This is a genomic window from Streptomyces sp. NPDC059201 (genome assembly GCF_042754585.1).
Classification (GTDB): Bacteria; Actinomycetota; Actinomycetes; order Streptomycetales; family Streptomycetaceae; genus Streptomyces.
In genome coordinates this window covers 363,083-386,557 of record NZ_JBHZBB010000005.1, presented here as the reverse complement: position 1 = coordinate 386,557, position 23,475 = coordinate 363,083, and the positions used below count along the sequence as shown (strand labels likewise).

At 73.6% G+C, this 23,475-nt stretch carries 23 protein-coding genes; 10 read left to right on the top strand and 13 right to left on the bottom strand.

What is annotated here, in order from left to right:
- Window positions 1-46: 46 nt before the first annotated feature.
- The 4 genes from ACFXMG_RS19775 to ACFXMG_RS19760 all read right to left on the bottom strand — a co-directional run bounded on the left by ACFXMG_RS19775 (window position 47) and on the right by ACFXMG_RS19760 (window position 3,566).
- Complete coding sequence (locus ACFXMG_RS19775) at window positions 47-838, bottom strand: DUF4239 domain-containing protein (RefSeq protein WP_383821999.1); 792 nt, start codon at window positions 836-838, stop codon at window positions 47-49.
- A 149-nt stretch (window positions 839-987) separates the two neighbouring features.
- Entirely contained in the window at window positions 988-1,860 is an 873-nt protein-coding gene (locus ACFXMG_RS19770; RefSeq protein WP_383821997.1) for an alpha/beta hydrolase, read from the bottom strand.
- Window positions 1,861-2,134: 274 nt separating this feature from the next.
- On the bottom strand, window positions 2,135-3,082 hold the full coding sequence (locus ACFXMG_RS19765; RefSeq protein WP_384119922.1) for a M48 family metalloprotease: 948 nt from the start codon (window positions 3,080-3,082) through the stop codon (window positions 2,135-2,137).
- Window positions 3,083-3,086: 4 nt separating this feature from the next.
- Window positions 3,087-3,566, bottom strand: a complete 480-nt coding sequence (locus tag ACFXMG_RS19760; RefSeq protein WP_383829174.1) for a BlaI/MecI/CopY family transcriptional regulator — start codon at window positions 3,564-3,566, stop codon at window positions 3,087-3,089.
- A gap of 149 nt (window positions 3,567-3,715) precedes the next feature.
- Here ACFXMG_RS19760 and ACFXMG_RS19755 point away from each other — a divergent pair, with 149 nt between their 5' ends.
- Window positions 3,716-3,925 carry a twin-arginine translocase TatA/TatE family subunit gene (locus ACFXMG_RS19755; RefSeq protein WP_383829172.1) on the top strand — a complete coding sequence of 70 codons (210 nt, stop codon included), beginning with the start codon at window positions 3,716-3,718 and terminating at the stop codon, window positions 3,923-3,925.
- Between the two features lie 23 nt (window positions 3,926-3,948).
- Here the strand turns inward: ACFXMG_RS19755 and ACFXMG_RS19750 are convergent, their stop codons facing one another.
- The 3 genes from ACFXMG_RS19750 to ACFXMG_RS19740 form a co-directional block, all read right to left on the bottom strand.
- The gene (locus tag ACFXMG_RS19750; RefSeq protein ID WP_383829169.1) at window positions 3,949-5,250 is read right to left on the bottom strand and encodes a DUF1254 domain-containing protein; all 1,302 of its coding nucleotides are present in this window, start codon (window positions 5,248-5,250) and stop codon (window positions 3,949-3,951) included.
- 96 nt (window positions 5,251-5,346) lie between these two features.
- Window positions 5,347-5,964 (bottom strand): TetR/AcrR family transcriptional regulator, encoded by a 618-nt coding sequence (locus tag ACFXMG_RS19745; protein WP_383829166.1) that lies wholly within the window; start codon window positions 5,962-5,964, stop codon window positions 5,347-5,349.
- Window positions 5,965-6,043: 79 nt separating this feature from the next.
- On the bottom strand, window positions 6,044-7,285 hold the full coding sequence (locus ACFXMG_RS19740) for an amino acid deaminase/aldolase (RefSeq protein ID WP_383829163.1): 1,242 nt from the start codon (window positions 7,283-7,285) through the stop codon (window positions 6,044-6,046).
- A gap of 280 nt (window positions 7,286-7,565) precedes the next feature.
- Here ACFXMG_RS19740 and ACFXMG_RS19735 point away from each other — a divergent pair, with 280 nt between their 5' ends.
- The 4 genes from ACFXMG_RS19735 (at window position 7,566) to ACFXMG_RS19720 (ending at window position 13,487) form a co-directional block, all read left to right on the top strand.
- On the top strand, window positions 7,566-8,897 hold the full coding sequence (locus ACFXMG_RS19735) for a D-arabinono-1,4-lactone oxidase (RefSeq protein ID WP_383829160.1): 1,332 nt from the start codon (window positions 7,566-7,568) through the stop codon (window positions 8,895-8,897).
- A gap of 56 nt (window positions 8,898-8,953) precedes the next feature.
- Entirely contained in the window at window positions 8,954-10,045 is a 1,092-nt protein-coding gene (gene corA / locus ACFXMG_RS19730) for a magnesium/cobalt transporter CorA (RefSeq protein WP_383829157.1), read from the top strand.
- 177 nt (window positions 10,046-10,222) lie between these two features.
- Entirely contained in the window at window positions 10,223-12,178 is a 1,956-nt protein-coding gene (locus ACFXMG_RS19725; RefSeq protein ID WP_383829154.1) for an amino acid transporter, read from the top strand.
- An 88-nt stretch (window positions 12,179-12,266) separates the two neighbouring features.
- On the top strand, window positions 12,267-13,487 hold the full coding sequence (locus ACFXMG_RS19720) for a sensor histidine kinase (RefSeq protein ID WP_383829151.1): 1,221 nt from the start codon (window positions 12,267-12,269) through the stop codon (window positions 13,485-13,487).
- Between the two features lie 26 nt (window positions 13,488-13,513).
- On the opposite strand, the gene ACFXMG_RS19715 is transcribed toward ACFXMG_RS19720, so the two are convergent.
- The 3 genes from ACFXMG_RS19715 to ACFXMG_RS19705 all read right to left on the bottom strand — a co-directional run bounded on the left by ACFXMG_RS19715 (window position 13,514) and on the right by ACFXMG_RS19705 (window position 16,351).
- A complete protein-coding gene (locus tag ACFXMG_RS19715) occupies window positions 13,514-14,278 on the bottom strand; it encodes an SDR family NAD(P)-dependent oxidoreductase (RefSeq protein WP_383829148.1) in 765 nt (254 codons plus the stop codon).
- A 66-nt stretch (window positions 14,279-14,344) separates the two neighbouring features.
- On the bottom strand, window positions 14,345-15,334 hold the full coding sequence (locus tag ACFXMG_RS19710) for an NAD-dependent epimerase/dehydratase family protein (protein ID WP_383829145.1): 990 nt from the start codon (window positions 15,332-15,334) through the stop codon (window positions 14,345-14,347).
- 66 nt (window positions 15,335-15,400) lie between these two features.
- Window positions 15,401-16,351 (bottom strand): ScbA/BarX family gamma-butyrolactone biosynthesis protein, encoded by a 951-nt coding sequence (locus tag ACFXMG_RS19705; RefSeq protein ID WP_383829142.1) that lies wholly within the window; start codon window positions 16,349-16,351, stop codon window positions 15,401-15,403.
- Between the two features lie 127 nt (window positions 16,352-16,478).
- Here ACFXMG_RS19705 and ACFXMG_RS19700 point away from each other — a divergent pair, with 127 nt between their 5' ends.
- The 4 genes from ACFXMG_RS19700 to ACFXMG_RS19685 all read left to right on the top strand — a co-directional run bounded on the left by ACFXMG_RS19700 (window position 16,479) and on the right by ACFXMG_RS19685 (window position 20,311).
- Window positions 16,479-17,165, top strand: a complete 687-nt coding sequence (locus tag ACFXMG_RS19700; RefSeq protein ID WP_383829139.1) for a ScbR family autoregulator-binding transcription factor — start codon at window positions 16,479-16,481, stop codon at window positions 17,163-17,165.
- Between the two features lie 187 nt (window positions 17,166-17,352).
- On the top strand, window positions 17,353-18,504 hold the full coding sequence (locus ACFXMG_RS19695) for an acyl-CoA dehydrogenase family protein (protein WP_383829136.1): 1,152 nt from the start codon (window positions 17,353-17,355) through the stop codon (window positions 18,502-18,504).
- Window positions 18,505-18,532: 28 nt separating this feature from the next.
- A complete protein-coding gene (locus ACFXMG_RS19690; protein ID WP_383829133.1) occupies window positions 18,533-19,321 on the top strand; it encodes an electron transfer flavoprotein subunit beta/FixA family protein in 789 nt (262 codons plus the stop codon).
- 33 nt (window positions 19,322-19,354) lie between these two features.
- Window positions 19,355-20,311 (top strand): electron transfer flavoprotein subunit alpha/FixB family protein, encoded by a 957-nt coding sequence (locus ACFXMG_RS19685; RefSeq protein WP_383829131.1) that lies wholly within the window; start codon window positions 19,355-19,357, stop codon window positions 20,309-20,311.
- A gap of 84 nt (window positions 20,312-20,395) precedes the next feature.
- Here ACFXMG_RS19685 and ACFXMG_RS19680 read toward each other — a convergent pair whose 3' ends face one another.
- From ACFXMG_RS19680 to ACFXMG_RS19670, 3 genes are all read right to left on the bottom strand, one after another.
- Complete coding sequence (locus ACFXMG_RS19680) at window positions 20,396-20,779, bottom strand: Zn-ribbon domain-containing OB-fold protein (protein WP_383829128.1); 384 nt, start codon at window positions 20,777-20,779, stop codon at window positions 20,396-20,398.
- 116 nt (window positions 20,780-20,895) lie between these two features.
- Window positions 20,896-21,630 (bottom strand): TetR/AcrR family transcriptional regulator, encoded by a 735-nt coding sequence (locus ACFXMG_RS19675; protein ID WP_383829125.1) that lies wholly within the window; start codon window positions 21,628-21,630, stop codon window positions 20,896-20,898.
- Window positions 21,631-21,730: 100 nt separating this feature from the next.
- Window positions 21,731-22,492, bottom strand: coding sequence for an SDR family NAD(P)-dependent oxidoreductase (locus tag ACFXMG_RS19670; RefSeq protein ID WP_383829123.1), 762 nt, complete (start codon window positions 22,490-22,492; stop codon window positions 21,731-21,733).
- Window positions 22,493-22,809: 317 nt separating this feature from the next.
- On the opposite strand from ACFXMG_RS19670, the gene ACFXMG_RS19665 reads away from it, so the two are divergent.
- Window positions 22,810-23,373, top strand: a complete 564-nt coding sequence (locus ACFXMG_RS19665; protein ID WP_384119919.1) for a heme-binding protein — start codon at window positions 22,810-22,812, stop codon at window positions 23,371-23,373.
- Window positions 23,374-23,475: the final 102 nt, after the last annotated feature.

Below are 23,475 nucleotides of genomic sequence, written 5' to 3'. Positions count from 1 at the left end.
ACCCGGACGGGGCGGCCCGGCGTGGCACCGGCCCGGCGCGGGCGGCTCACTCGGTCCAGTAGCGGGCGAGCGCGCCCTCCTGGTAGGGGGCGGGGCTGACGCTCAGCTCGCCGGCGAAGGGCCGGTCGAGGACGAGCACCAGCAGCAGGCTGAAGCCGATCAGCGCGGCGACCGAGGCGACGAACAGCACCTGGATCCGCAGCCGCCGCATCCCGTACAGGAAGGTCAGCGGGACGAGGACGAGCGCGCCGCCGAAGGCCAGGACCTGGAGCAGCGGCGGCAGTTCCTGCTCCGCCATGGTGATCCGGGCGCGGCGCTGCGCGGCCACGTCGTTGAGGTGCGCGACGGCCTCCTCGTAGAAGACCTCCTCGCGCGCGGTCTTCGGGTCGTACGCCTGGAGCACGTCGAAGGCGGCGACGAGGCTGCGCTCGGTGGCGCCGTACTGCGGCCGCCCCTCCCGCATCAGGGGCCACTGGTGCTCCACGACGGCGTGGACGTAGTCGCTCAGGGCCGCGTCGAGGCCGGCGCGGACGGGCGGCGGGAAGGCGGCGGCGTCCCGGGCGATGAGGGCGACGTCGGTGGCCTCGGCGGCGACGATCGTCTGGGTGCTCTCCAACTGGGTCCAGAGGGTGACGATGACGAAGGCGAGGATGATCCCGTAGATCGCGCCGAACATGCCGAGGGTCACGCCGACCATGTCGTTGTGTTCCCCGTCGGCGAGCGAGGGATGGCGGCGGCGGAGCAGCACGCTGCCCGCGACGGCGAACGCGACGGTCCCGCCGACGAGGATCACGGCCAGGGTGAAGGAGCTGAAGTGGTTGAGCAGCCAGAGCGACATGGGCGCGGAGTCTAGGTACCCGGCGCGCCCGCTCCGGACCACACAGGAGGCGTACGCCCCCGGCGCGTGGCCAGAGTGCACACCAACGGGTGACCCCGCCGAGCGCCCCGGTGACCGCCGTGGGGGTACGGCGGCCACCGGGGGCCGTATCAGGCCAGACGGGCCAGGAGATCGGCGAAGAGCTCGGGCCGGCTCACGTACCCGACGTGCGAGGTGGGCAGGGTGTGCACGTCGAAGGGGTGGTCGGGGGTGAGTGCGTCCGCCTTGCGGATCATGTGGTCCTGCACGGCCGGGGTGAGGCCCTGGTCGGCGGAGAGGCGGACGTAGGTGTGGGGCACCTGGCGCCACGCCTCGGGCCGGATCACCGCGCCCGCTTCGAGGACGGCGTAGTTCTCGTCCGCGTCCATGGAGTCGAGGAAGTGCCGGAAGAGGGCGTCGGACGCGTCGGCCATGATGGCGGCCTTCAGCGCGGCGAAGACCTCCGGGTCGGTGTGGGCGCGGCGCCAGTCGAGACGGGCGACGCCGGGGTCGCGGCCGGGCGCGTCGTACGGGACGGCGATGAGGGCCGCGGCCGCGTCGAGCAGGTTCTCGTCGACGACGTCCCACGGCTCGGAGACCATCGCGGGGTCGGCGAGGCAGAGCGCCGACAGGTAGACCGCCCGGTCGACGAGTTCGGGGACGGCGTTGACGACGCCGGTGAGGGTGAGGCCGCCGAGGCTGTTGGCGGCGAGGACGACCGGGCCGTGGTCCGCGAGCCGCCGCACCACGCCGACGACGTGCTCGACGTTGTCGGCGAGGGTGACCCCGTGCATCGGGGAGTCCTCGCGGGTCAGGGCCGTACGGTCCTGGGTCGGCCGGTGGAAGGCGGCGGGCCCGGTGGCCGAGTCGCCGTGGCCGGGCAGGTCGACCGCGTACGAGCGGTGGCCGCGCAGGGCCAGCTCGTTGCGGAGGGGGGTCCAGGCACGGGCGTTGCTGGAGCCGCCGTGCACGAACACGAACGTGGGAAGCGCGTCGATGCGCATGGGAAGGATCCTCGTCATCCTGAGGGCGTAACGGTGGACGCGTGGACCTCGGGACCGGCGGGCGCGACAGCGCACGGGTGAGCGGCACGGGCACGGACCCGGAAGGGGCGCGTGCGCGTGCGGGAAGGGCCGGAACCGCGGTCAGCGCGCGGAACGGAGCCGGATCGCCCGGAAGTTCTGGATGACGGAGCACATGCGGCCGACCCTAACAGCCGCCTCGCGCTCCCCCCACTGGTTTTCCCGCCGCCCGGACCCGGTTCGGGGTGCCCGCTTCCTACAGAGGCGTCGCGGCCTTGAGGATCGCGTAGAGGGTCACCGCGGAGTTGGCCGAGGAGAGGGCCGAGACGGCGACGCCGACGACCGCGCCCCAGAGGGCGAGGCCGACGGCCGTGAAGACCGGCGGCCAGGCGCGCGGGGCCGGGGGCGGCGGCGCGAGGAGGGCGGCGACCCGCCGGGGCACCGGCCCGGCGACGGCGAAGGCCGGCAGGGTCGCGGGGCCGCCCGCGCCGCCGGAGGCGAGGGCCGCGCGCCCGATGGCCCGCGCCACCACGCGCCGGCTGCCGACCCGTACCGCCGCCTCCTCGTCCGCCCAGCGCTCGGCGGAGTAGACGACGGCCGTACGCAGCGGGCGCAGGAACGGGTTGGCCGCCGCGGCCAGCCGGGCGACGAGCAGCAGCCGGTCGTGCCGGCCCGTCAGATGGGCCCGCTCGTGGGCGAAGAGGGCCCGCCGCTCGGCGGGGCCCAGCCGGGCGAGCATGCCCCGGCTGACCACGACCCGCCCCCGGGAGCCGCGCGCCGCGGCCGGGAGGGCGTACGCGTACGGCGCCGGGTCCGGCAGCACCGCGACCGGGGTGTCCGGCAGCCCGGCGAGCGCGCGGGCGGCCCGCCGGCGGACGCGGCGGTGGCGCAGCAGCACCCGGCCGCAGACCGCGACCAGCGCGAGGAGGGCGGGGATCGCCGCCCGGCCCGCGATCTCGTCGTACGGCAGCGCGGCGCGCACCTCCGGGTCCGACCAGGCGTCCGGGAGCGGGTTGCCGGGGAGCTGGGCGGTGCCGACGACCATGAGGAGCGCGAGGCAGAGCGTGCTGCACACGGCGAGGACGGCGGCGACTGCGGTGAGCAGCCGGGTCGCCGTGCGCGGGTGGAGGTGGTGCTCGGCCAGGCGCGCGACGGGCCACGCGGTCAGCGGCAGCACGAGCGGCAGGAAGACGAAGACTCCCACGGCGTCAGCCCGCCTCCCCCGGCCCACGGTGCGGCTCGTCCTCCGCTGTGTCCCCCGGCTCGTCCTCCGCTGCGTCCTCCGCTTCGGCGCGGGCCAGGAGTTCCCTCAGGAGCTGTTCGTCGGAGGCGGGGAGGGTGGTGACGAAGCGGGTGAGGACGGCCTCGCGGTCGCCCTCGCCGTCGAGGAGCCTGCGCATGCGGAGGGCGGCGAGCCCGGCCTCGTCGGCGACGGCGGTCCACTCGAAGGAGCGCCCGGCGCGTTCGCGGGCCACGGCCCCCTTGGCGTGGAGGCGGGTGAGGATGGTGATGACGGTGGTGTACGCGAGTCCGCCGCCGAGGCTCTCCCGTACAAGCCCCGCGGTGACCGGCCGTCCGGCGGCGCGGACCGCCGCGAGAACCTGGACCTCCAGCTCGCCCTGGCCGCGCCGGCGCGCGGCTCCGGCGGCCCCGGCGGGCTCCGCCCCCTCGGCGTCCCGCTTCTTCATCCGTCGTCCACCTTCCGGTTCCCGGCCGCTCGTCCGGTCCACCCGGGTGCCGTTCATCGTTCGGGGGGCGACCCTACCCGGTCCTTCTACGTCCCTGTAGATTGACGCGGGTCGGAGCCCCGTCCCGTCCCCGCCAGGAGAGTCACCCCATGTTCGGTCTGAGCGAGATCGCGATCCTGCTGGTCGTCGTCGCCCTCGTGGTCGGCGCGCGGAAGCTGCCGGAGCTGGCCCGCAACGCCGGCAAGGCGTCCCGGATCCTCAAGGCCGAGGCACGGGAGATGAAGGCCGACGACGCCCGCCGCGAGCCGGCGGCCACCTACACGGTCAAGGAGACGCCGGCCCCGGCCGGAGACCGCTGACCCCGCCCCTTCGCCGGGGCGCGTCAGACGTCCGTCCCGTCGTCGACCGTGAGCGGGGGCAGCGTCCAGCGCCCGTCGAGGACCGAGGGGTCGGGGCCGTAGAGCCTGACCACGACGGCGAACGGACCGGCCGGGGCGGGCAGCCAGTTGGCCGCGCGCTTCGGGTCGGCGGGGCGCCGGTGGGCGACGTACAGGGTGAGTCCGCCGTCGTCGTCGTAGAGGACCCCCGGCGTGCGGTCGCCGATCGCGTTCCCGTACCCGTACAGGGAGGCCGACCAGAAGAAGCGGGCGGGCGGGAGCTGTCCGGGGCCGAAGCGGAGCGCGTACGCGTGCCGGGAGCCGTCCGGCAGGCCGTCACCGGCCGGGTCGAACCGCACGTCGCCGCACCACATCTCCGCCGCGGGAAGTCCGTAGAGGCCCTCGTGGGCGCCGATCGCGCGGCGCAACGGCTCCGTGCCGAGCTCGGCGCGGGTGCCGTGGAGCGGGGCTGCGTGGGTGCGGGCGGCGACCGCCTCGGTGAGCCGGGCGCGCCCGTCGGCGATGCCCGCTTCGAGGGCGGCGCGGAGCCCGGGGGCGAGCGCGGCGGGTTCGAACGCGCCGCCTCCGTCGACGCCGAGGGCGGCGAGCCACCCACGCAGGTCGCGGTCGGTGTCGAGGGCGGGGAAGAAGCCGAGGAGGAAGTCGAGGAGGGTGAAGAACTCGACGGTGTCGGTCTCCTCCTCCCGCAGGACCGGCCAGAGCGGCTCCTCCGCCGGGTGCGGGGCGGCGGTGTCGGTGTACGCGGAGAGCGGGCGCAGCCGGTACCGCTGCTGGACCGCGCGCAGGGCCGGGACGTCGTCGGGTCCGGCGAGGTAGGTGCGGCCGGGGATGCCGACGAGGTGGGTGGCAGTGTGGAGGACACCGGCGACACCGTCCGGGACGGTGCCCGTCCAGCCGGGACCGGCAATCAGGAAGTCCCCCGCCTCCGGGCCGGTGGCGCGCGCCCCGACGAAACCGGCGTGGACGGTGTCGAGGTCCTGCACCGGCAGGACGAAGTAGCGGTCGGTGGCGGGGACGGACAGCACCCAGGGTTCGGCCCGCAGGTCGAGCCAGGCCCAGGAGCGGGCGGTGTCGTGGTCGGGCGGGGCGGCGTCCGATACGGCCGGGCCGGACGGCTCCGCGTCGTGCCGGAAGCGGCCGAAGCCGCCGACGGAGCGGGGGTCGTACGGGTCGATCGCGTGGGCGTACAGGGTGCGGTAGGCGGCCAGGAGCGGGTATCCCCAGATCCACGCCTCGGCGGCGGTCCGCCGCGCCTCCTCCGCCGTCGGCACCGAGCGCTCGCCCATGTCCGCCCTCCTCGCCGCGCCGCATGACCGGAATTACCGGACAAACTGCCACGGTTCGGGAGGGCTCGCACGTGGAGGGAGCGGCTGGGAGCGGCGTTACGCCTCGGCTCCCCCAGGGGGAAGCGGCTCGGCGACCGAGGCGAGGTAGCGGGCGTACTCGTCCAGCGCGGCCAGCGCCTGCGCGTCGTCGCGGTCGACGAGCCAGGTGAGGGTGAGGCCGTCGAGGACGCCGAGGCCGTGGCGGGCGAGGACCGCCAGGTCCACGGTCCAGGCGAGGCCGGCCGCCCGCGCCATCGACTCCAGGTGGGCGCGGTTCACGTCCAGGTAGTGCCGGTACTGGCGGCGGGCCAGGTCGGCGAGGCCGGGGCGGCGGAGCGCGTACTGGGTGACCTCGTACGTGACCAGGTGCTCGGCCGGGCGGGCCAGGACCTGCTCCCAGTAGGCGTGGAGGATCGCGCGGACCTTCTCGAAGGGCGTGGCGCCCTCGGGGTGCGCGAGGTCGGCCGGGGGGAGGTTCCGCTCCATGATCCGCTCGATGACGGTCTGGAACAGCTCCTCCTTGGAGCGGAAGCAGTAGTGGAAGGCGCCGAGCGGTACCCCCGCCTCGGCGACCACGGCCCGGGTGGTGGTGTCGGCGACCCCCTCGCGGATCATGACCCGGATCGCCGCCTCCGCCAGCTGCTCGCGGCGCTCGGCGGCGGAGAGTCGGGGCATGGGGCGGGCTCCTCGGAAGGGACGGGGCGGGGCGGGGCGGGGCGGGACAACGTACCGCAGGGGGCGCGGGGGGCATCGCTTACAGGAAGGCCATGCCCTCGCCCCGGTAGGTGGGAACGGCGTCGACGATCCGGTCGTGCTCGACGAGGTGGAGGGTGTCGACGCGTTCGCACAGCTCGCCCGCCTTGGCGTGCCGGAACCAGACGCGGTCGCCGAGGCGGAGGGTGTCGGCGGCGGGTCCGGTCAGCGGGGTCTGCACCTCGCCCGCGCCCTCGGAGCCGAGCATGGCCAGGCCCGCCGGGTGGACGGGGACGGGCAGCCGGTCGGGGCCGGCGGCGCCGGAGGCGGTCCAGCCGCCGCCGAGGACGGTGACGTGGCCGGGGGCGGGGCGGCGGACGACGGCGAGCGCGAAGTACGCGGCGGGGAGCGGGCTGAAGCCCCGGTAGTGGTCGAAGAGGGCGGGGGCGTAGAGCCCGGAGCCGGCGCCGAGCTCGGTGACGGCGGGCTCGGCGGAGGTGGCCTCCAGGCTGCCGGTCCCGCCGCCGTTGACGAACTCCAGCGGGGCCACGTCCCGTACCGCGCGGACGACGGCGGCGCGGCGGGCGCGCAGCTCGCGGGCGGAGAGCCGCTGGACCACGCGGACGGCGGCGCGCATCGGGCGGCCCTGGGTCGGCTGGTCGTCGCCGACGCCGGCGATCTGCCCCTCGTACGCCATCACGCCGACCAGCCGCAGGCGCGGGCGGGCCACGACGGCGCGGGCCAGCGCCGCGGCCTGTCCCGGCGCGTGGAGCGGCGAGCGGCGCATGCCGAGGTGGACCCGGCCGCCGAGCAGGCGGAGGGAGGCGTCGAGGTCGAGGCAGACCCGCACCGGCGGGCCGGAGGGGCCGATCGCGGCGGCGAGGAGGTCGAGCTGCTCGGGCGAGTCGACCATGACGGTGACCCGGGCGGCGGCGTCCTCGTCGGCGGCGAGGCGGCGGAGCGCGTCGGTGTCGGCGGTGGGGTAGCCGACGAGGACGTCCGCTGCGGGGTCGTGGGAGGCGAGCCAGAGGGCCTCGGGGAGGGTGAAGGCGAGGATCCCGGAGAAGCCGGGGTGGGCCAGGGCCTCGCCGATGAGGGCGCGGCAGCGGAGCGACTTGCTGGCGAGGCGGATCGGTTTGCCGCCGGCGCGGCGGGCCATCTGCGCCGCGTTGGCGCGCAGCGCGCCGAGGTCGACGACGGCGAAGGGCGGCTGGAGCCCGGCGGTCGCCTTCTCCAGGTCGGCGAAGCCCGCGGGGCGCGGGGCGGACACGGCGGCTTCGGAGTCGGTGCGGGCACTTGCCATGGCGGCGGCCTTTCGTGACCTCTACGGGGACCGGGTGACGGCGGAGCGGGCGGCCGACGGACCGGCGGCCGACGGACCGGGGGGCGACGGACCGGATGGCGACGGACCGGGTGGCGACGCCGTCACCGTCTCTTGGTCGTCCGTCCAAGTCAAGGCTCCGGGACCCTTGACTTGGACGGTTGACCAAGTCCACCCTTCCGGACAACGAGAACCGGCGGTAACCCGCCACCGTCCGGCCGGACCCCCGGCCCGGCCCTCCGGCCCGAAGGGAACGCCCGGCATGAGCGGCAGCGAGAACGACGACGTCTGGCGCAACTGGGCCGGGAACGAGGAGGCCCGCCCCCGGCGGGTGGTGCGCCCGGCGAGCACCGAGGAGGTCGCCGCCGCCGTGCGGGACGCGGTACGGGACGGGCTGCGGGTCAAGGCGGTCGGCTCGGGGCACTCCTTCAGCGGCGTCGCCGTCGCCCCCGACGTGCAGCTCCGCCTCGACCGGCTCGACGCGGTGGACGGGGTGGACGCGCGGACCGGGCTCGTCACCGTCGGCGCGGGCATGCCGCTGTGGAAGCTGAACCCGCTGCTCGCCTCGCACGGCCTCGCCCTGGAGAACATGGGCGACATCGACCGGCAGACGGTCTCCGGCGCGATCTCCACCGGCACCCACGGCTCGGGCATCCGCTTCGGCGGCATCGCCACGCAGGTCCGCGCGCTCGAACTCGTCCTGGCCGACGGCTCGGTGACGGTCTGTTCGGCGACCGAGCGGCCGGAGCTCTTCGCGGCGGCCCGGGTCGGCCTCGGCGCGCTCGGGATCATCACCAAGGTCACCCTCCAGACCGTCCCGCTGTACGCCCTGCACGCCCGGGACGCGTCGATGCCGGTGGCGGAGACCCTCGGCCGGATCGACGAACTGGTCGAGGAGAACGACCACTTCGAGTTCTTCTGGTTCCCGCACAGCGAGACCACGCTCACCCGCCGCTTCCGCCGGCTCCCCGGCGACACGCCCCTCTCCCCCATCGGCGCGTTCTCCCGGCGGCTGGACGAGGCCGTGAGCGGCCCCGGCTTCGAGGCCCTGAACCGGCTCGGCACCCGCGTGCCGCGCCTGGTGCCGCCGATCACCCGCTTCGCCGCGCGCGCGATGTCCTCCCGGAGCTGGACCGACCACGCGTACCGGATCTTCGCCTCAGTGCGCGATGTCCGGTTCCACGAGGGTGAGTTCGCGATCCCGCGCGCGCACGCGGCCGAGGCGCTGCGGGAGCTCCGTACGTGGGTGGACACGCACGGGGAGCCGGTGTCGTTCCCGCTGGAGGTCCGCTTCACGGCCGCCGACGACATCTGGCTCTCCACCGCCGAGGGCCGGGAGAGCTGCTACATCGCCTTCCACCAGTACCACCGGATGCCGTACCGCCGGTACTTCGACGCCTGCCAGGCGATCCTCGGCGCCTACGGCGGCCGGCCGCACTGGGGCAAGATGCACGACCTCGGCGCGGAGGAGCTGGGCCCGCGCTACGGGCGGTTCGACGACTTCGTGGCCCTCCGGGACGCCCTGGACCCGACCGGCGTGCTGACCAACCCGTACCTCGACCGCGTCCTCGGCACTCCCCCGGCGGGGGGCTGATCAGGCACCCCGGGCGATGGCACACTGGCCCCCGGTCTGCCGAAGGAGTACCCGCCGTGTCCGTCATCCAGCGCCTGCGCACCGCCGTCCGCCGGACCTACCGGCGGACGGTGGACCTGAGCCACCCGGCCCGCTCGCCGCTCGGCAGCGCGGTCGTGAACTGCGTCGTGTACGTCGACGGGGTGCGCCGGACGGTGCGGGGGGCGAGCACCGAGGACGCGCTGCGGCACGTCCGCCGGGGCGGCGACGGCTTCGTGTGGATCGGCCTGCACGAGCCGGCGGAGAAGGAGCTGACGGTGCTGGCCGAGCTCTTCGGACTGCACCCGCTGGCCGTCGAGGACGCCGTCCACGCCCATCAGCGGCCCAAGGTCGAGGAGTACGACGGCGTGCTGTTCGCCGTCCTGAAGACCGTCCGGTACGTCGAGCACGAGGAGCTGACCGCCACCAGCGAGGTGGTGGACACCGGCGAGCTGATGGCCTTCATCGGGCCCGACTTCGTCATCACCATCCGGCACGGCGGGCACGGCTCCCTCGGGCCGCTGCGCGAGGCCCTGGAGGCGCTGCCCGAGCAGCTGGCCAAGGGCCCCTCCGCCGTCCTGCACGCCATGGCGGACCACGTGGTGGACGACTACCTCGCCGTCGCGGACGCCGTGCAGACCGACCTCGACGCGATCGAGAACGCGGTCTTCTCCGACCAGGCGGGCCGCCTCGACGCGGGGCGGATCTACCAGCTCAAGCGGGAGCTGCTCGAACTGCGCCGGGCCGTCGCCCCGCTCTCCCGCCCGCTGACGGCGCTGGCCACCCGGCCGATGCCGCTGATCGACCCGGACATCCGGGCGTACTTCCGGGACGTCAGCGACCACCTCGCCCGCGTCACCGAGCAGATCGCCTCGTACGACGCCCTGCTCGACTCGGTGCTCCAGGCGCACCTGGCACAGGTGACCGTCGCGCAGAACGAGGACATGCGGAAGATCACCGCCTGGGCGGCGATCGTCGCGGTGCCGACGATGGTGTGCGGGATGTACGGCATGAACTTCGACCACATGCCGGAGCTGCGCTGGACCTACGGCTATCCGACGGTGATCGGAGTGATCGCGGTGGCCTGCTTCGTCATCCACCGGGGCTTCCGCCGCAACGGCTGGCTGTAGCGGAGGGGCAGGGGTCGGGTCCGACCCTGGTGTGACCGACACGACGCCCCCATCAGGGATCTTGACGGTTCCCTGACGCTCTGGCGGGGATCGGCGCTCCACGTGCTGCTTAGGCTGACCCGGCCCGTCGGTCGGCGGGCCGGAACCCACCCCTCATCAGGCAGCCCGGGAGCACCCATGTCCACCGCGAACGACACGCGCACGAGCAGGCTGCGCGCGTGGATGCTGGAGGGCCTGTCCGACATGGGCAAGGGCAAACCCTCCCGGCCGAAGGCACCGGCGCCGGACGCCGGGCACCGGGGGCAGCCCTGGTACCGGGTGATGTGCCTGACCGGCGTCGACTACTTCTCGACCCTCGGCTACCAGCCCGGCATCGCCGCGCTCGCCGCCGGGCTCCTCTCCCCCATCGCGACCATCGTCCTCGTCCTCGTGACGCTGGCGGGCGCGCTGCCGGTCTACCGGCGCGTGGCGGAGGAGTCGCCGCACGGCGAGGGCTCGATCGCGATGCTGTCGCGGCTGCTTTCGTTCTGGAAGGGCAAGCTGTTCGTCCTGACCCTGCTGGGCTTCGCGGCGACCGACTTCCTCATCACCATCACGCTGTCGGCGGCCGACGCCTCCACCCACCTCGTGGAGAACCCGCACCTGGAGTCGGCGCTCCACGACAAGCAGGTCCTCATCACCATGATCATGATCGCGCTGCTCGGCGCGGTCTTCCTGAAGGGCTTCCTGGAGGCGATCGGCGTCGCCGTCGCCCTCGTCGGCGCCTATCTGGCGCTCAACGCCGTCGTCGTGGTCACCGGTCTGTGGAAGGTGCTCACCGAGGGGCACGTGGTGACCGACTGGTCCGCCGCCCTGACCCAGGAGCACGGCAACGTCTTCGCGATGATCGGCGTCGCCCTCCTCGTCTTCCCGAAGCTCGCGCTGGGCCTCTCCGGCTTCGAGACGGGCGTCGCCGTCATGCCGCACGTCAAGGGCGACCCCGGCGACACCGAGGAGAAGCCCGCCGGCCGGATCCGCGACACCAAGAAGCTCCTGACGACCGCCGCGCTGATCATGAGCGTCTTCCTCATCTGCACCAGCTTCATCACGACCGTGCTCATCCCGCACGAGGAGTTCGAGTCCGGCGGCAAGGCGAACGGGCGCGCCCTCGCGTATCTCGCCCACGAGTACCTGGGCAACACCTTCGGCACCGTCTACGACGTGTCGACGATCGCGATCCTCTGGTTCGCGGGCGCCTCCGCGATGGCCGGTCTGCTCAACCTGATGCCCCGCTACCTGCCCAAGTACGGCATGGCACCGCACTGGGCGCGCGCCGTCCGCCCCATGGTGATCGTCTTCACCCTGGTCGCGTTCCTCGTCACCTGGATCTTCGACGCGGACGTGGACGCGCAGGGCGGGGCGTACGCGACGGGTGTCCTCGTCCTGATCTGCTCGGCGTCCATCGCCGTGACCATCGCGGCGCGCAAGGCCCGCCAGCGCGGTTGGACGATCGGCTTCGGCGTCATCTCCGCCGTCTTCCTCTACACCACCGTGCTCAACGTCATCGAGCGCCCGGACGGTGTGAAGATCGGCGCCTGCTTCATCGCCGGCATCATCCTCATCTCCTTCCTCTCCCGCCTCGGCCGCGCCTTCGAGCTGCGCGTCACCCATGTCGAGCTGGACCAGACGGCCGCGCTCTTCGTCCGGGACATCGCGCACCGCACGCCCCGGTTCATCGCCAACGAGCCGGACCGGCGGGACCGGGCGGAGTACCGGGACAAGATCGAGCAGATACGCGCCGACAACGACCTCCCGACCACCGACGACTTCGTCTTCGTGGAGGTGACCATCACCGACCCGTCCGAGTTCGAGGCCGGGCTGACGGTGAGGGGCGAGGTCCTGCACGACCGCTACCGGGTCCTCACGGTCGAGTCGTCCTCCGTCCCCAACGCCCTCGCCGCGCTCCTGCTGCACTCCCGCGACCTCACCGGCACCCGCCCGCACATCTACTTCGAGTGGACCGAGGGCAACCCCTTCGCCAACTTCCTCCGCTTCTTCCTCCTCGGCGAGGGCGAGATAGCCCCCGTCACCCGCGAGGTGCTGCGCGAGGCGGAGCCCGACCGGGACCGCCGTCCGCACGTCCACGTCGGCTAGGACCCTCTCCCCCAGGCACACCCGATGTCGCCGATATGAGAGGTTTGCTCCGTTCATCCGATCAGCGGGCGGAGAGGGACGGCACGGCATGGCGCGGTGGGACGGTACGGAGGCGGGGGCGGGCCCCGAGGGGGCCGCGCGGGCGGCGGACGACGAGGCCCGCTGGTTCCGGGTCCTGCTCCACGTGGGCTTCTTCCTGCTGCTCGGCTCCTCGCTGACCCGCTTCCTGATGCGGCACACCGGCGAGGGGATCGCCCCCTGGGTGGTCTCCCTCGCCGCCGTCCTCGCGGTCCTTTACGTGGCCGAGCCCGCGCTCGCCACCGACCGGGCCCGCCGCCACCTCTGGCTCGGCGCCTGCTCGGTCGCCTGGATCGCGCTCGTCTTCCTGGCCCCGAGCTTCGCCTGGTGCTCGATCCCGCTCTTCTACCTCGGGCTGCGCAATCTGCGCCCGCCGGTCGCCGCCGGCTACATCGGTCTGCTCACGGTGGTCTCGGTGACCGCGCAGCTGCGGCTGGCGGGCCGCTTCGAGTTCGACATCCTGCTCGCCCCGCCCGCCATCGCCGCGATCTGCGTCGCCGTCTTCGTCCGCATGGACCGGCAGTCCGAGCGGCAGCGCGAGCTCATCGCGGACCTCGTCCGCACCCGGCGCGAACTGGCCGCGACGGAGCGGCGCGAGGGCACCCTCGCCGAGCGGCAGCGGCTCTCCATGGAGATCCACGACTCCCTCGCCCAGGGGCTTTCGAGCCAGCGGATGCTGCTCCAGGCCGCCGACCGCACCTGGCGGTCGGACCCGGAGACGGCCCACCGGCACGTGCGCGCCGCCGGGGCGATCGCCGAGCACAACCTCACCGAGGCCCGCCGCTTCGTCCACGACCTCGCCCCCGCCGACCTCGCCGGGGGCGGCGGTCTGGGCGAGGCCCTGCGCACCCTGGCCCGCCGGGAGTCCACGGACGGGCTCACCGTCCGCTGCCACATCGAGGGCGTCCCGGCCCGCCGGCTGCCCGACCGGGTCCAGTCGGCGCTGCTGCGGATCGCGCAGGGCGCGCTGGCGAACGTACGGGAGCACGCGGACGCCCGTACCGCCGCGCTCACCCTCACCTACCTCGACGACCAGGTCGTCCTCGACGTCGCCGACGACGGCCGGGGCTTCGACCCGGCGGCCGTCCGCGAGGACGGCGGCGTGCGCGGGCACGGCCTTCCGGCCATCCGCACCCGGGCCCGTCAGCTCGGCGGCACCCTCACCGTCGAGTCGGCCCCCGGCGAGGGCACCGTCCTGTCGGCCGCCGTACCGCTCGACGGGGCGGCCTGATCAGGCCGGGGGCGACCCGCCGTGTCTCACAGCCCGGTTCCGCCGCCGGCCTCCAGGTACTGGCCGGTGATCCAGCGGGCGTCGTCGGAGGCGAGGAAGGCGACGACGTCCGCGATGTCCTCCGGGGTCCCGATCCGGCCGAGGGCCGCGCGCGCGGCGAGGGCCGCGGCGGCCTCGGGGGTGGCCCGGTGACGGGCGTTCATGTCGGTGGCGACGAAGCCGGGGGCGACCGTGTTGACGGTGATCCCGCGCGGGCCCAGCTCCTTGGCCAGGGCCAGGGTCATGGTGTCGACGGCGCCCTTGGTCATGGCGTAGGTGACGGACTCCGGGTAGGCGTTCCGGGAGGTCAGCGAGGAGATGTTGACGATCCGGCCGCCCTCGCGGAAGCGGTCGGCGCCGCGCTGGACGAGGAAGAGCGGCGCCTTCACGTTGACCGCGAAGAGCCGGTCGAAGACCTCGGGGGTGAGCTGGTGGAGCCGGCCGGAGCCGCTGGCGCCCGCGTTGTTGACCAGGATGTCGATCTCCGGTCCTGCGCCGGCCCCGGCGAGCCCCGCGTCCAGGGCGGCGTAGAAGGTGTCGACGGCGTCGGGGCGGTCCAGCTCGGCGCGGAAGGCGAAGGCCCGGCCGCCCTCCTCCTCGACGGCCGCCACGGTCGCGGCGGCGGCGGCCGTGTCGCTGCCGTAGTGGACGGCGACGAGGGCGCCGTCGCGGCCGAGCCGCTCGGCGATCCCCCGCCCGATGCCCCGGCTCGCTCCGGTGACGATCGCGGTCCTGCCTGCCAGTCGGGCCATGGGGTGCGTCCTGCCTCGTGCGGTGGGGATGTGTGCGGGGTGGTACGGAGCGGGCCTCGGGGGAGCTCAGTCGCGGGGGGCGAGCAGCTGCCGGTACCAGGGCAGGTGGCGGGGGAAGGCGGCGGTGAAGGCGGGGCCGGGGCCGCGTCCGAAGTCCGTCCAGGGGCGCTCGTCGGCGAACCAGTGGTCGACGCCGAAGATTTCCAGGTGGTGGGCGGCGACCGGGTTCCCGGCGAGCAGCGCGCGGGCCTCGGCGAGCTCTACCGCGGGGCCCCGGGCGGCCCGCACCGGCTCGGGCAGCAGCGGGGCGACGGCGGCGAGCAGTTCGGCGTCGGAGACCGGGTCGGGATGGGCCAGGCAGTACGCGCCGGGCCGGGTGGCCGGGGAGAGCGCGGCGCCCAGCAGGGCGCCCGCCAGGCTCTCCACCTCGACGAGGGAGTGGAGCGAGCCGTTGTCGGCGAGGGGCCCCGGCAGCGCGGCGAGCAGCTTCAGGAGCCCGGGGACGACCTGCCGGTCCCCCGTCCCGTAGACCAGGTGCGGCCGCAGGACGGTGCCGCCCGCGTCCAGGACGTACCGCTCCCCGGCGGCCCGGGTGCGGCTGGTCACCGACCCGGGGGCGAGCGGGAGGCTGTCGGGGGCGGCGGCCCGGAAGGGGCCCCGACCGTGCACGGAGGCGGTGCTCAGGGCGACGATCCGCCCGACTCCGGCGGCCGTGGCGGCCTCGACGAGGTCCCGGGTGCCGTGGTCGTTGACGGAGCGCAGCAGCTCCTCCTCGCCGCCGATCGCGGACGCGCAGTGCACGACGGCGTCGATGCCGTCGCAGGCCCGGCGCAGGGCCCCGGCGTCGCGGAGGTCGCCGCGGACGGTCTCGACGACGGGTCCGGCGACCCGTCCCGCGTGTCCCCCGTCGGCGTACGCCGCGTAGGCGGCGTCGGCCGCGTCCGGGCGCCGGACGAGCAGGCGCACATGGTCGAGGTCGGGGTGCGCGGCGGCCGCGGCGGCGACCCGGCCGCCGATGAAGCCGGTGGCGCCGGTGACGAGGAGGCGGGTTCCCATGGGTTCTTCCGGTCGGTGCGGGTGCGGGGTGGTACGGGTGGGGGTGGTACGGCGGCGGGCGGGCGGTCAGCCGGCGCCGAGGACGGCGGCGGTGGGCGGGGCCGCGACGGGGACGCGCACCGGCGAGGTGAGGGTGCAGTCGAGGACGGCGGCGCCGCCCTGGTGGGCCAGGACCTGGACGGTGACGGCGTTCCGCCCGAGGCCGGTGAGGACCTCGGCCTCGATCCAGCAGGGCTCGTCCAGCTCCACGTAGCGGTGGAAGCGGGCGTCGAGTCCGACGGGCAGCAGCCCGGGGTCGCCGGTGGCGGCCACGGCGGCCTGACGGGCGGCCTCCAGCAGGAGCATGCCGGGGACGTGGTCGTTGGCGCGGCGGAAGAGGGTGGGGTGGGTGGTGTCCACCCGCAGCAGCCAGCGGTCCGGGGTGTCGCCGGGGGCGAGGACGACGTCCTTCTCCCGGTCGCGGCCGACGGTGCCCGGGGGCAGGGCGGGCAGCAGCGGGACGGGGGTGTCCGCAGCGGCGAGCCTGGCGCCGCGCATCCTGCGGTAGGCGGGGGCGGAGGTGCAGTTGATGCCGCCGCCGCCGGAGGCGATCCGGCGGCCGTCGCGTTGCAGGACGAGGGCGGTGCGCATCTCGCGCAGTCCGCGCCCCCGGGTACGTATGTCCGAGCAGAGGAGGTCGACGGTGATCTCCGCCGGTCTTCCGTCGCGGGCCAGTTCCCCCGCCTCGGCGCCGTACGAGAGGTCCCACATGACGAACTGATCGTCGGCGGGTACCCCGAATTCCGCGTGGCAGACCAGCATGGTCGCCTGACGCATGGTCTCGGCGACGAGCAGCGGGTCGTGCAGGTCGCCCTTCTGAGGTACGAAGTAGGGGTGGTCGGCGGGCCAGCTCGCCGTCACGGAGAATCGGTTCTCCGCGACGCGGGTCCAACCGGTGGGAAGGATGTCGGCGGGATCGGCACGGTGAACGAACTCTCCGGGGACGGGAGTTGACAGTCCTTGAAGGTTCCGGTTCATGACTCCCCTTGCATCACCCATCGAGCTTCACCAAGCTAGGCCGCGCGTAGAATACGTACAATCCGGTTTTCTTTTCAATGCCTCACGTCACAGGGTGAGCACGGACAGCGAGACAGCAGGAGGCGCTTTGGCGCAGCAAGCGCGTGCGATCAGGACCCGGCGGATCATCCTCGATTCGGCGGCGGCGGTCTTCGCGGAGCGCGGTTACGAGCGGGCGACGATCGGGGAGATCCTGGCGCGCGCCGGGGTGACCAAGGGGGCACTGTATTTCCACTTTGCTTCCAAGGAAGAACTCGCCCTCGGCGTGCTGAGCGCCCAGCTGCTCGACGAGCCCCTGACCCCGCAGGACGTGAAGCTCCAGGAGCTGGTGGACCAGGGCTTCCTCCTCGCCCACCGGCTCCAGAGCGACTCGCTGGTCCAGGCGAGCGTGGCACTCGCCCTGGACAGCGGTGCCTCCGGCGTGGACCGGACGGCACCCTTCCAGGCGTGGGTGGACCAGGTCGCGGAGGCCCTCACGGTCGCCAAGGCGCGGGGCGAGATCCTGCCCCACGTCAACGTGCTGGACACGGCGGAGCTCTTCTCCGGCGCGTTCGCGGGGATCCAGACCATGTCCCAGGTGGTTTGCGATCGCAACGATCTGACACACCGCGTGGTCGTGCTGCTCCAGCACGTGCTGCCCAGCATCAGCACCCCGGCGGTGCTGACCGGACTCGACATGTCCCAGGAGCGCGCGAAGCGGCTGGCGGCCGAGTACGAGGAGTCCCGGAGGCGCCACGAGGAGGCTGACTCGGCGGATACGGAGAGTGAGGAATAACCGACCGCTTGGTTTTATTGAGCGCCCCGACGGCAGTCCGCCGTCGGGGCGCTCTGGCGTCATGGCACTGAGTGTGTTTTGCTGAGGGTACTCAGTGCCATACGCGGTGCCGTAGACGGTTCCGGGTGCCACAAGCCCGGCGCCCGGGACCTCCGGTGCCACCAGCATTTCCAGGGAGCTCAAGACCATGGGCAAGGACTTCGACCTGTACCGGACCTCCGAGGAGCACGAGATGCTCCGGGAGTCGGTGCGTGCGCTGGCGGAGGCGAAGATCGCTCCGTTCGCGGCGGCGGTGGACGAGGAGGGGCGTTTCCCGCAGGAGGCCCTGGACGCGCTGGTCGCGAACGACCTGCACGCGGTGCACGTCCCGGAGACCTACGGCGGCGCGGGCGCGGACGCGCTGGCGACGGTGATCGTGATCGAGGAGGTCGCCCGCGTCTGCGGTTCGTCCTCGCTGATCCCGGCGGTGAACAAGCTGGGCTCGCTCCCGGTGATCCTGTCCGGCTCCGAGGAGCTGAAGGCGAAGTACCTCGCGCCGCTCGCCGCCGGTGACGCGATGTTCTCCTACGCGCTGTCCGAGCCGGACGCCGGTTCGGACGCGGCCGGGATGAAGACCCGCGCGGTCCGCGACGGCGACTTCTGGATCCTCAACGGTGTGAAGCGGTGGATCACCAACGCCGGCGTCTCCGAGTACTACACGGTGATGGCCGTCACCGACCCCGACAAGCGCTCCAAGGGCATCTCCGCGTTCGTCGTGGAGAAGTCCGACGAGGGCGTCTCCTTCGGCGCCCCGGAGAAGAAGCTCGGCATCAAGGGCTCCCCGACCCGCGAGGTCTACCTCGACAACGTCCGCATCCCCGCCGACCGCATGATCGGCGCCGAGGGCACCGGCTTCGCCACCGCCATGAAGACCCTCGACCACACCCGCGTCACCATCGCCGCCCAGGCCATCGGCATCGCCCAGGGCGCCCTCGACTACGCCAAGGGCTATGTCAAGGAACGCAAGCAGTTCGGCAAGCCCATCGCCGACTTCCAGGGCGTGCAGTTCATGCTCGCCGACATGGCCATGAAGCTGGAGGCCGCCCGCCAGCTCACCTACGCCGCCGCCGCCAAGTCCGAGCGCGTCGACAGCGACCTCACCTTCTTCGGCGCCGCCGCCAAGTGCTACGCCTCCGACGTCGCCATGGAGGTCACCATCGACGCCGTCCAGCTCCTCGGCGGCTACGGCTACACCCGCGACTACCCCGTCGAGCGCATGATGCGCGACGCCAAGATCACCCAGATCTACGAAGGCACCAACCAGATCCAGCGCATCGTCATGGCCCGCAACCTCCCGTAACCCACCCCTCGTCGAAAGGAGACAGGCCGTGACCCTGAGGATCGCTGTCTGTGTGAAGTACGTGCCCGACGCGACCGGCGACCGCGGTTTCGCCGACGACCTGACCGTGGACCGCGACGAGGTCGACGGTCTGCTGTCGGAGCTCGACGAGTACGCGGTCGAGCAGGCCCTGCGGATCTCCGAGAACGCCGACGACGCCGAGGTGACCGTCGTCACCGTCGGCCCGGACGACGCCAAGGACGCCCTCCGCAAGGCGCTGTCGATGGGCGCCGACAAGGCCGTCCACGTCAACGACGAGGCCATCCACGGCTCCGACGTCATCGCCACCTCGGCCGTCCTCGCCAAGGCGCTGGAGAAGACCGGCTTCGACCTGGTCGTCTGCGGCATGGCCTCGACCGACGGCACCATGGGCGTGCTGCCCGCCCTCCTCGCCGAGCGGCTGAACCTGCCGCAGGCGACGCTCCTCTCCGAGGTCTCGGTGGAGGGCGACGTCGTGAAGGGCCGCCGGGACGGCGACGCCGCCACCGAGCTCGTCGAGGCCCCGCTGCCCGCCGTCGTCTCGGTCACCGACCAGTCCGGCGAGGCCCGTTACCCCTCCTTCAAGGGGATCATGGCCGCCAAGAAGAAGCCGGTCGAGGAGCTGGAGCTCGACGACCTGGACATCGACGAGGACGAGGTCGGCCTGGCCGGCTCCTGGACCCTGGTCGAGTCGGCGGACGCCCGCCCGGCCCGCACCCAGGGCACGATCGTCACGAACGAGGACGGTGACGGCGGCAAGCAGCTGGCCGCCTTCCTCGCCTCCCAGAAGTTCATCTGACCGTCCGTCACCCCACCTCAGGAGCAAGGAATCATGGCTGAGATCCTGGTTCTCGTGGACCACGCCGACGGTGCGGTCCGCAAGCCGGCCCTCGAACTGCTCACCCTGGCCCGCCGGCTGGGCGAGCCGTCCGCCGTCGTGCTCGGCGCGGGCGAGGCCGCCGCGTCCGTCGCGGCCACCGCCGCCGAGTACGGCGCGGCCACCGTCTACGTCGCGGACGGCGCCGAGTTCGCCGACCGGCTCGTCGTGCCCAAGGTCGACGCGCTCACCCAGATCGCGAAGGCGAAGGAGGTGGCCGCCGTCCTGGTGACCTCCTCCGGCGAGGGCAAGGAGATCGCGGCCCGCGTCGCGCTCCGCCTCGGCTCCGGCCTCATCACCGACGCCGTCGAGCTGGAGGCCGGCGACGAGGGCCCGGTCGCCACGCAGTCGGTCTTCGCCGCCTCGTACCAGGTGAAGTCCCGCGTCTCGCACGGCGTTCCGGTCATCACCGTCAAGCCGAACTCCGCCGCCCCGGAGGCCGCCCCGGCCGCCGGCACGGTCGAGGACGTCACCGTCGCCTTCACCGGCAACGCGGCGAAGGTCGTCTCCCGCACCGCGCGCGTCTCCACCGGCCGCCCGGAGCTCACCGAGTCCGCCATCGTCGTCTCCGGCGGGCGCGGGGTCGGCGCCGCCGAGGGCTTCGGCGTCGTGGAGAAGCTGGCCGACTCGCTCGGCGCGGCCGTCGGCGCCTCCCGCGCCGCCGTGGACGCCGGCTGGTACCCGCACGCCAACCAGGTCGGCCAGACCGGCAAGCAGGTCTCGCCGCAGCTGTACGTCGCGGCGGGCATCTCCGGCGCGATCCAGCACCGGGCCGGCATGCAGACGTCGAAGACGATCGTCGCGGTCAACAAGGACCCCGAGGCCCCGATCTTCGACCTGGTCGACTACGGCGTGGTCGGCGACCTCTTCGAGGTGCTGCCGCAGCTCACCGACGAGATCGGCGCGCGCTGACACCGTATGACCCGAAAGACACGGAAGGAGGGGGTGGCACAGAGTGCCACCCCCTCCTTCAGTGCTGCCCTCGTCCGCGCGGGCTCAGATCCAGCCGTCCAGCGGGACCTCCTCGCAGAGCCGGACGACCGGCCTGCGCCCGGTGTCCGCGGCGCTCGCGAGCTTGACCCGGACGCCCGGGCGCACGGCGTGCGGCGGCCCGTCGACCCGGCAGCGGACCACGAAGCCCTCGGCCATGTGGACCGGCCAGAGGTCCGCCTCCGCGGCGGTGTGGGCGCGGCGCACGGTGATGACGCCCTCGCCGTCGCTGAGCTGCGGCGCCAGGTCGGTCGACCCGCAGGTCGGACAGAGCAGGCGCTGGAAGGTGGTGGTGTGGCACCAGGCGCAGCGCTGGAAGTAGAGATCGGTGCCGGCGTCCGATTCCTCGGTCCGGACGGCGCCGGGGTTCCTCAGTCCCGTGTGGAACACGATGCCTTCTCCTCGCACTCGGCGGCTCGACCGTGCATGCATGGAGCCCCAAGATATGGCACTCAGTGCCAGCAAAGAAAGACCTGAGTTCCCTCAATTTGAGATACTGAGGCCCCTCAGCCCTCGCCGAGGCTCGACTCGACCTCGCGCACCACGCGCCACATGGGCGTGGACCGCTTGGTGATGACGACGACCACGTCGTCGGCCCCCTCGGCGGAGGCGGAGGCGTCGCCGCCGGTGCCCGCGGCCGCGTCCGGGCTCCAGGTGGCGCGGACGAACTCCAGGGCGCGGTCGACCTCGTCCAGCGGATCGCCCTCGCCGCCCGAGCGCAGCCAGTGCCGCAGGGCGTGGTTGTGGGCGGCGACGACGGCCGCGGCGGCCACGTTGGCGCGCAGGGTGCCGTCCCTGCGGTCGGACCAGCGCGCCCTCAGGTAGTCGCCGAGGGTCTTCTCGTACCGCCAGACGACGGAGAGCTCGTACGTGCGCAGCCCGGCGACCTCCCGGGTGAGCCGGTAGCGCTGGACGGAGAAGGTGGGGTTCTCGGCGTACATCCGCAGGACCAGGCGGGCGGCGTCGCAGACCCGGACCATGGGGTCGTCGGTGTCGGCGCTGGCGGCGAGGAAGCGGGTCATGTCGTCGAGGCACTGCTCGTGGTCGGGGAAGACCACGTCCTCCTTCGACGGGAAGTAGCGGAAGAAGGAGCGGCGTCCGACGCCGGCGAGGGTGACGATGTCGTCGACGGTGGTCTGCTCGTAGCCCCGCTCCAGGAAGAGCTGGAAGGCCGCGGCGATGAGGGAGTCCCGCATCGCGGGCTTCGGGGGGTTCGCGTGGTTCGTCGCCGCTGCTGCCATGGCACGAACCTAACATCCGGAACGCCCGCGCGCGGCACTCGGTGCCGGAAAATTCCGGCACCGAGTGCTCTTCTGCGGGACCCGCGTCAACGGGCCCGGCTCAGCGGGCGGTCATCCGCAGGGCGCCGTCCATCCGGATCGTCTCGCCGTTGAGGTAGTCGTGCTCGGCGATCATGGTGACCAGGCGGGCGTACTCCTCCGGCTGGGCGAGGCGCTGCGGGAAGGTCACGCCGGCGGCGAGCCCGGCCCGGATCTCCTCGCTGAAGCCGGCCATCATCGGTGTGTCGACGATGCCGGGGGCGACGGTGACGACCCGGATGCCGTACTGGGCGAGGTCGCGGGCGGCGGTGATGGTCATCCCGGCGACGCCCGCCTTGGAGGCGGCGTAGGCGATCTGCCCGACCTGGCCCTCGAAGGCGGCGATGGAGGCGGTGTTGACGACGAGTCCGCGCTGCCCGTGCGCGTCGGGCTCGTGCCGGGCGATGGCCTCGGCGGCGAGCCGCATCACGTTGAACGTACCGATCAGGTTGACGTTCACGACGGCACGGAACAGGTCGAGGTCGTGCGGGCCCTTGCGGCCCAGGACGCGGGCGGAGGGCGCGATCCCGGCGCAGTTGACGGCGAGGCGCAGCTCGGCCCCGTCGGCGTCGATCTCCGCGAGCGCGGCGCGGACCTGGTCCTCGTCGGTGACGTCGGCGGCGATCAGGCGGACGCCCTCGGGCAGTTCCCCGGCGGCGGCGACGGCCTTGTCCAGGTCGAGCCCGTAGACCGTGGCGCCGCGGGCGGCGAGCGCGGCGGCGGTGGCGGCGCCGAGGCCGGAAGCGGCGCCGGTGACGAGAGCGGCGGAGCCGGCGATGTCCATGGAACTCCTCGTTCGAGTCGTGCGGGTGACCCTGCCGGCGGGTTGGCCGCCGGGCCGGGGGCGCGTCCCCGCGGGGGACCGCGCGGTCTGCGCGATCTGCGCCGCCACCATAGAACCCCGTTCGCGCGGGACGGGGCGCCGGGGTCATCCGATCGGTGGACCCCGGCGTCCACCGATCCGCCCGCGCCCCGCAGCCGGTGCGCCGACCGTCACGGCCCGGGACCGGCCGGAGGATGAGGCGTCGGCCGGTCTTCGACCCGGCACCCCCTCTCGACACCCCACCCCCCGACACCCCCGACCTGTGGAGCGGAAGCCCTATGAAGCACGTGAAGAAGGCCCACCGGAACCGCCTGATGACCGGTGGCGCGATCGTCGCCCTCGGCCTGGCCGGTGTCGGCGCCTACTCCGCGAGCGCGAGCGGTGACAAGGCCGCCGCCCCCGCGGCGGCGACCGTCACCGAGGCCGAGAAGAAGAACACGACCTCCACCACCCACCTGACGGTCGCGGCGGCGACGAAGGCGGCCAGGGCGGCGCTCGACGCTGCGGAGGCGGAGAACCAGCGGATCACCGTCGCCGTCGTCGACCGGAACGGCAACACGGTCGTCACCCTGCGCGGCGACGGAGCGGGCCCGCAGTCCTACGAGTCGGCGGAGCGGAAGGCGTACACGGCCGTCTCCTGGAACGCCCCGACCTCGGTCCTCGCGGGCCGTCTGGCCCAGGCGCCGAACCTGAAGGACATCCCCGGCACGCTCTTCCTCGGCGGCGGCGCCCCGGTCACCGCGAAGGGCGCCCCGATCGCGGGCATCGGCGTGGCGGGCGCGCCCTCGGGCGACCTCGACGAGAAGTTCGCGCGGGCGGGCGTCGCGGCCCTGGAGAAGTAGGCCCGGACATGCCGGACCCCGGTCCGCCTGAAACGGGGGAACACAGGCGAACCGGGGTGGCTGCCCCGAGCATACGCCCCAACTTGTTCAATACGAAATCAC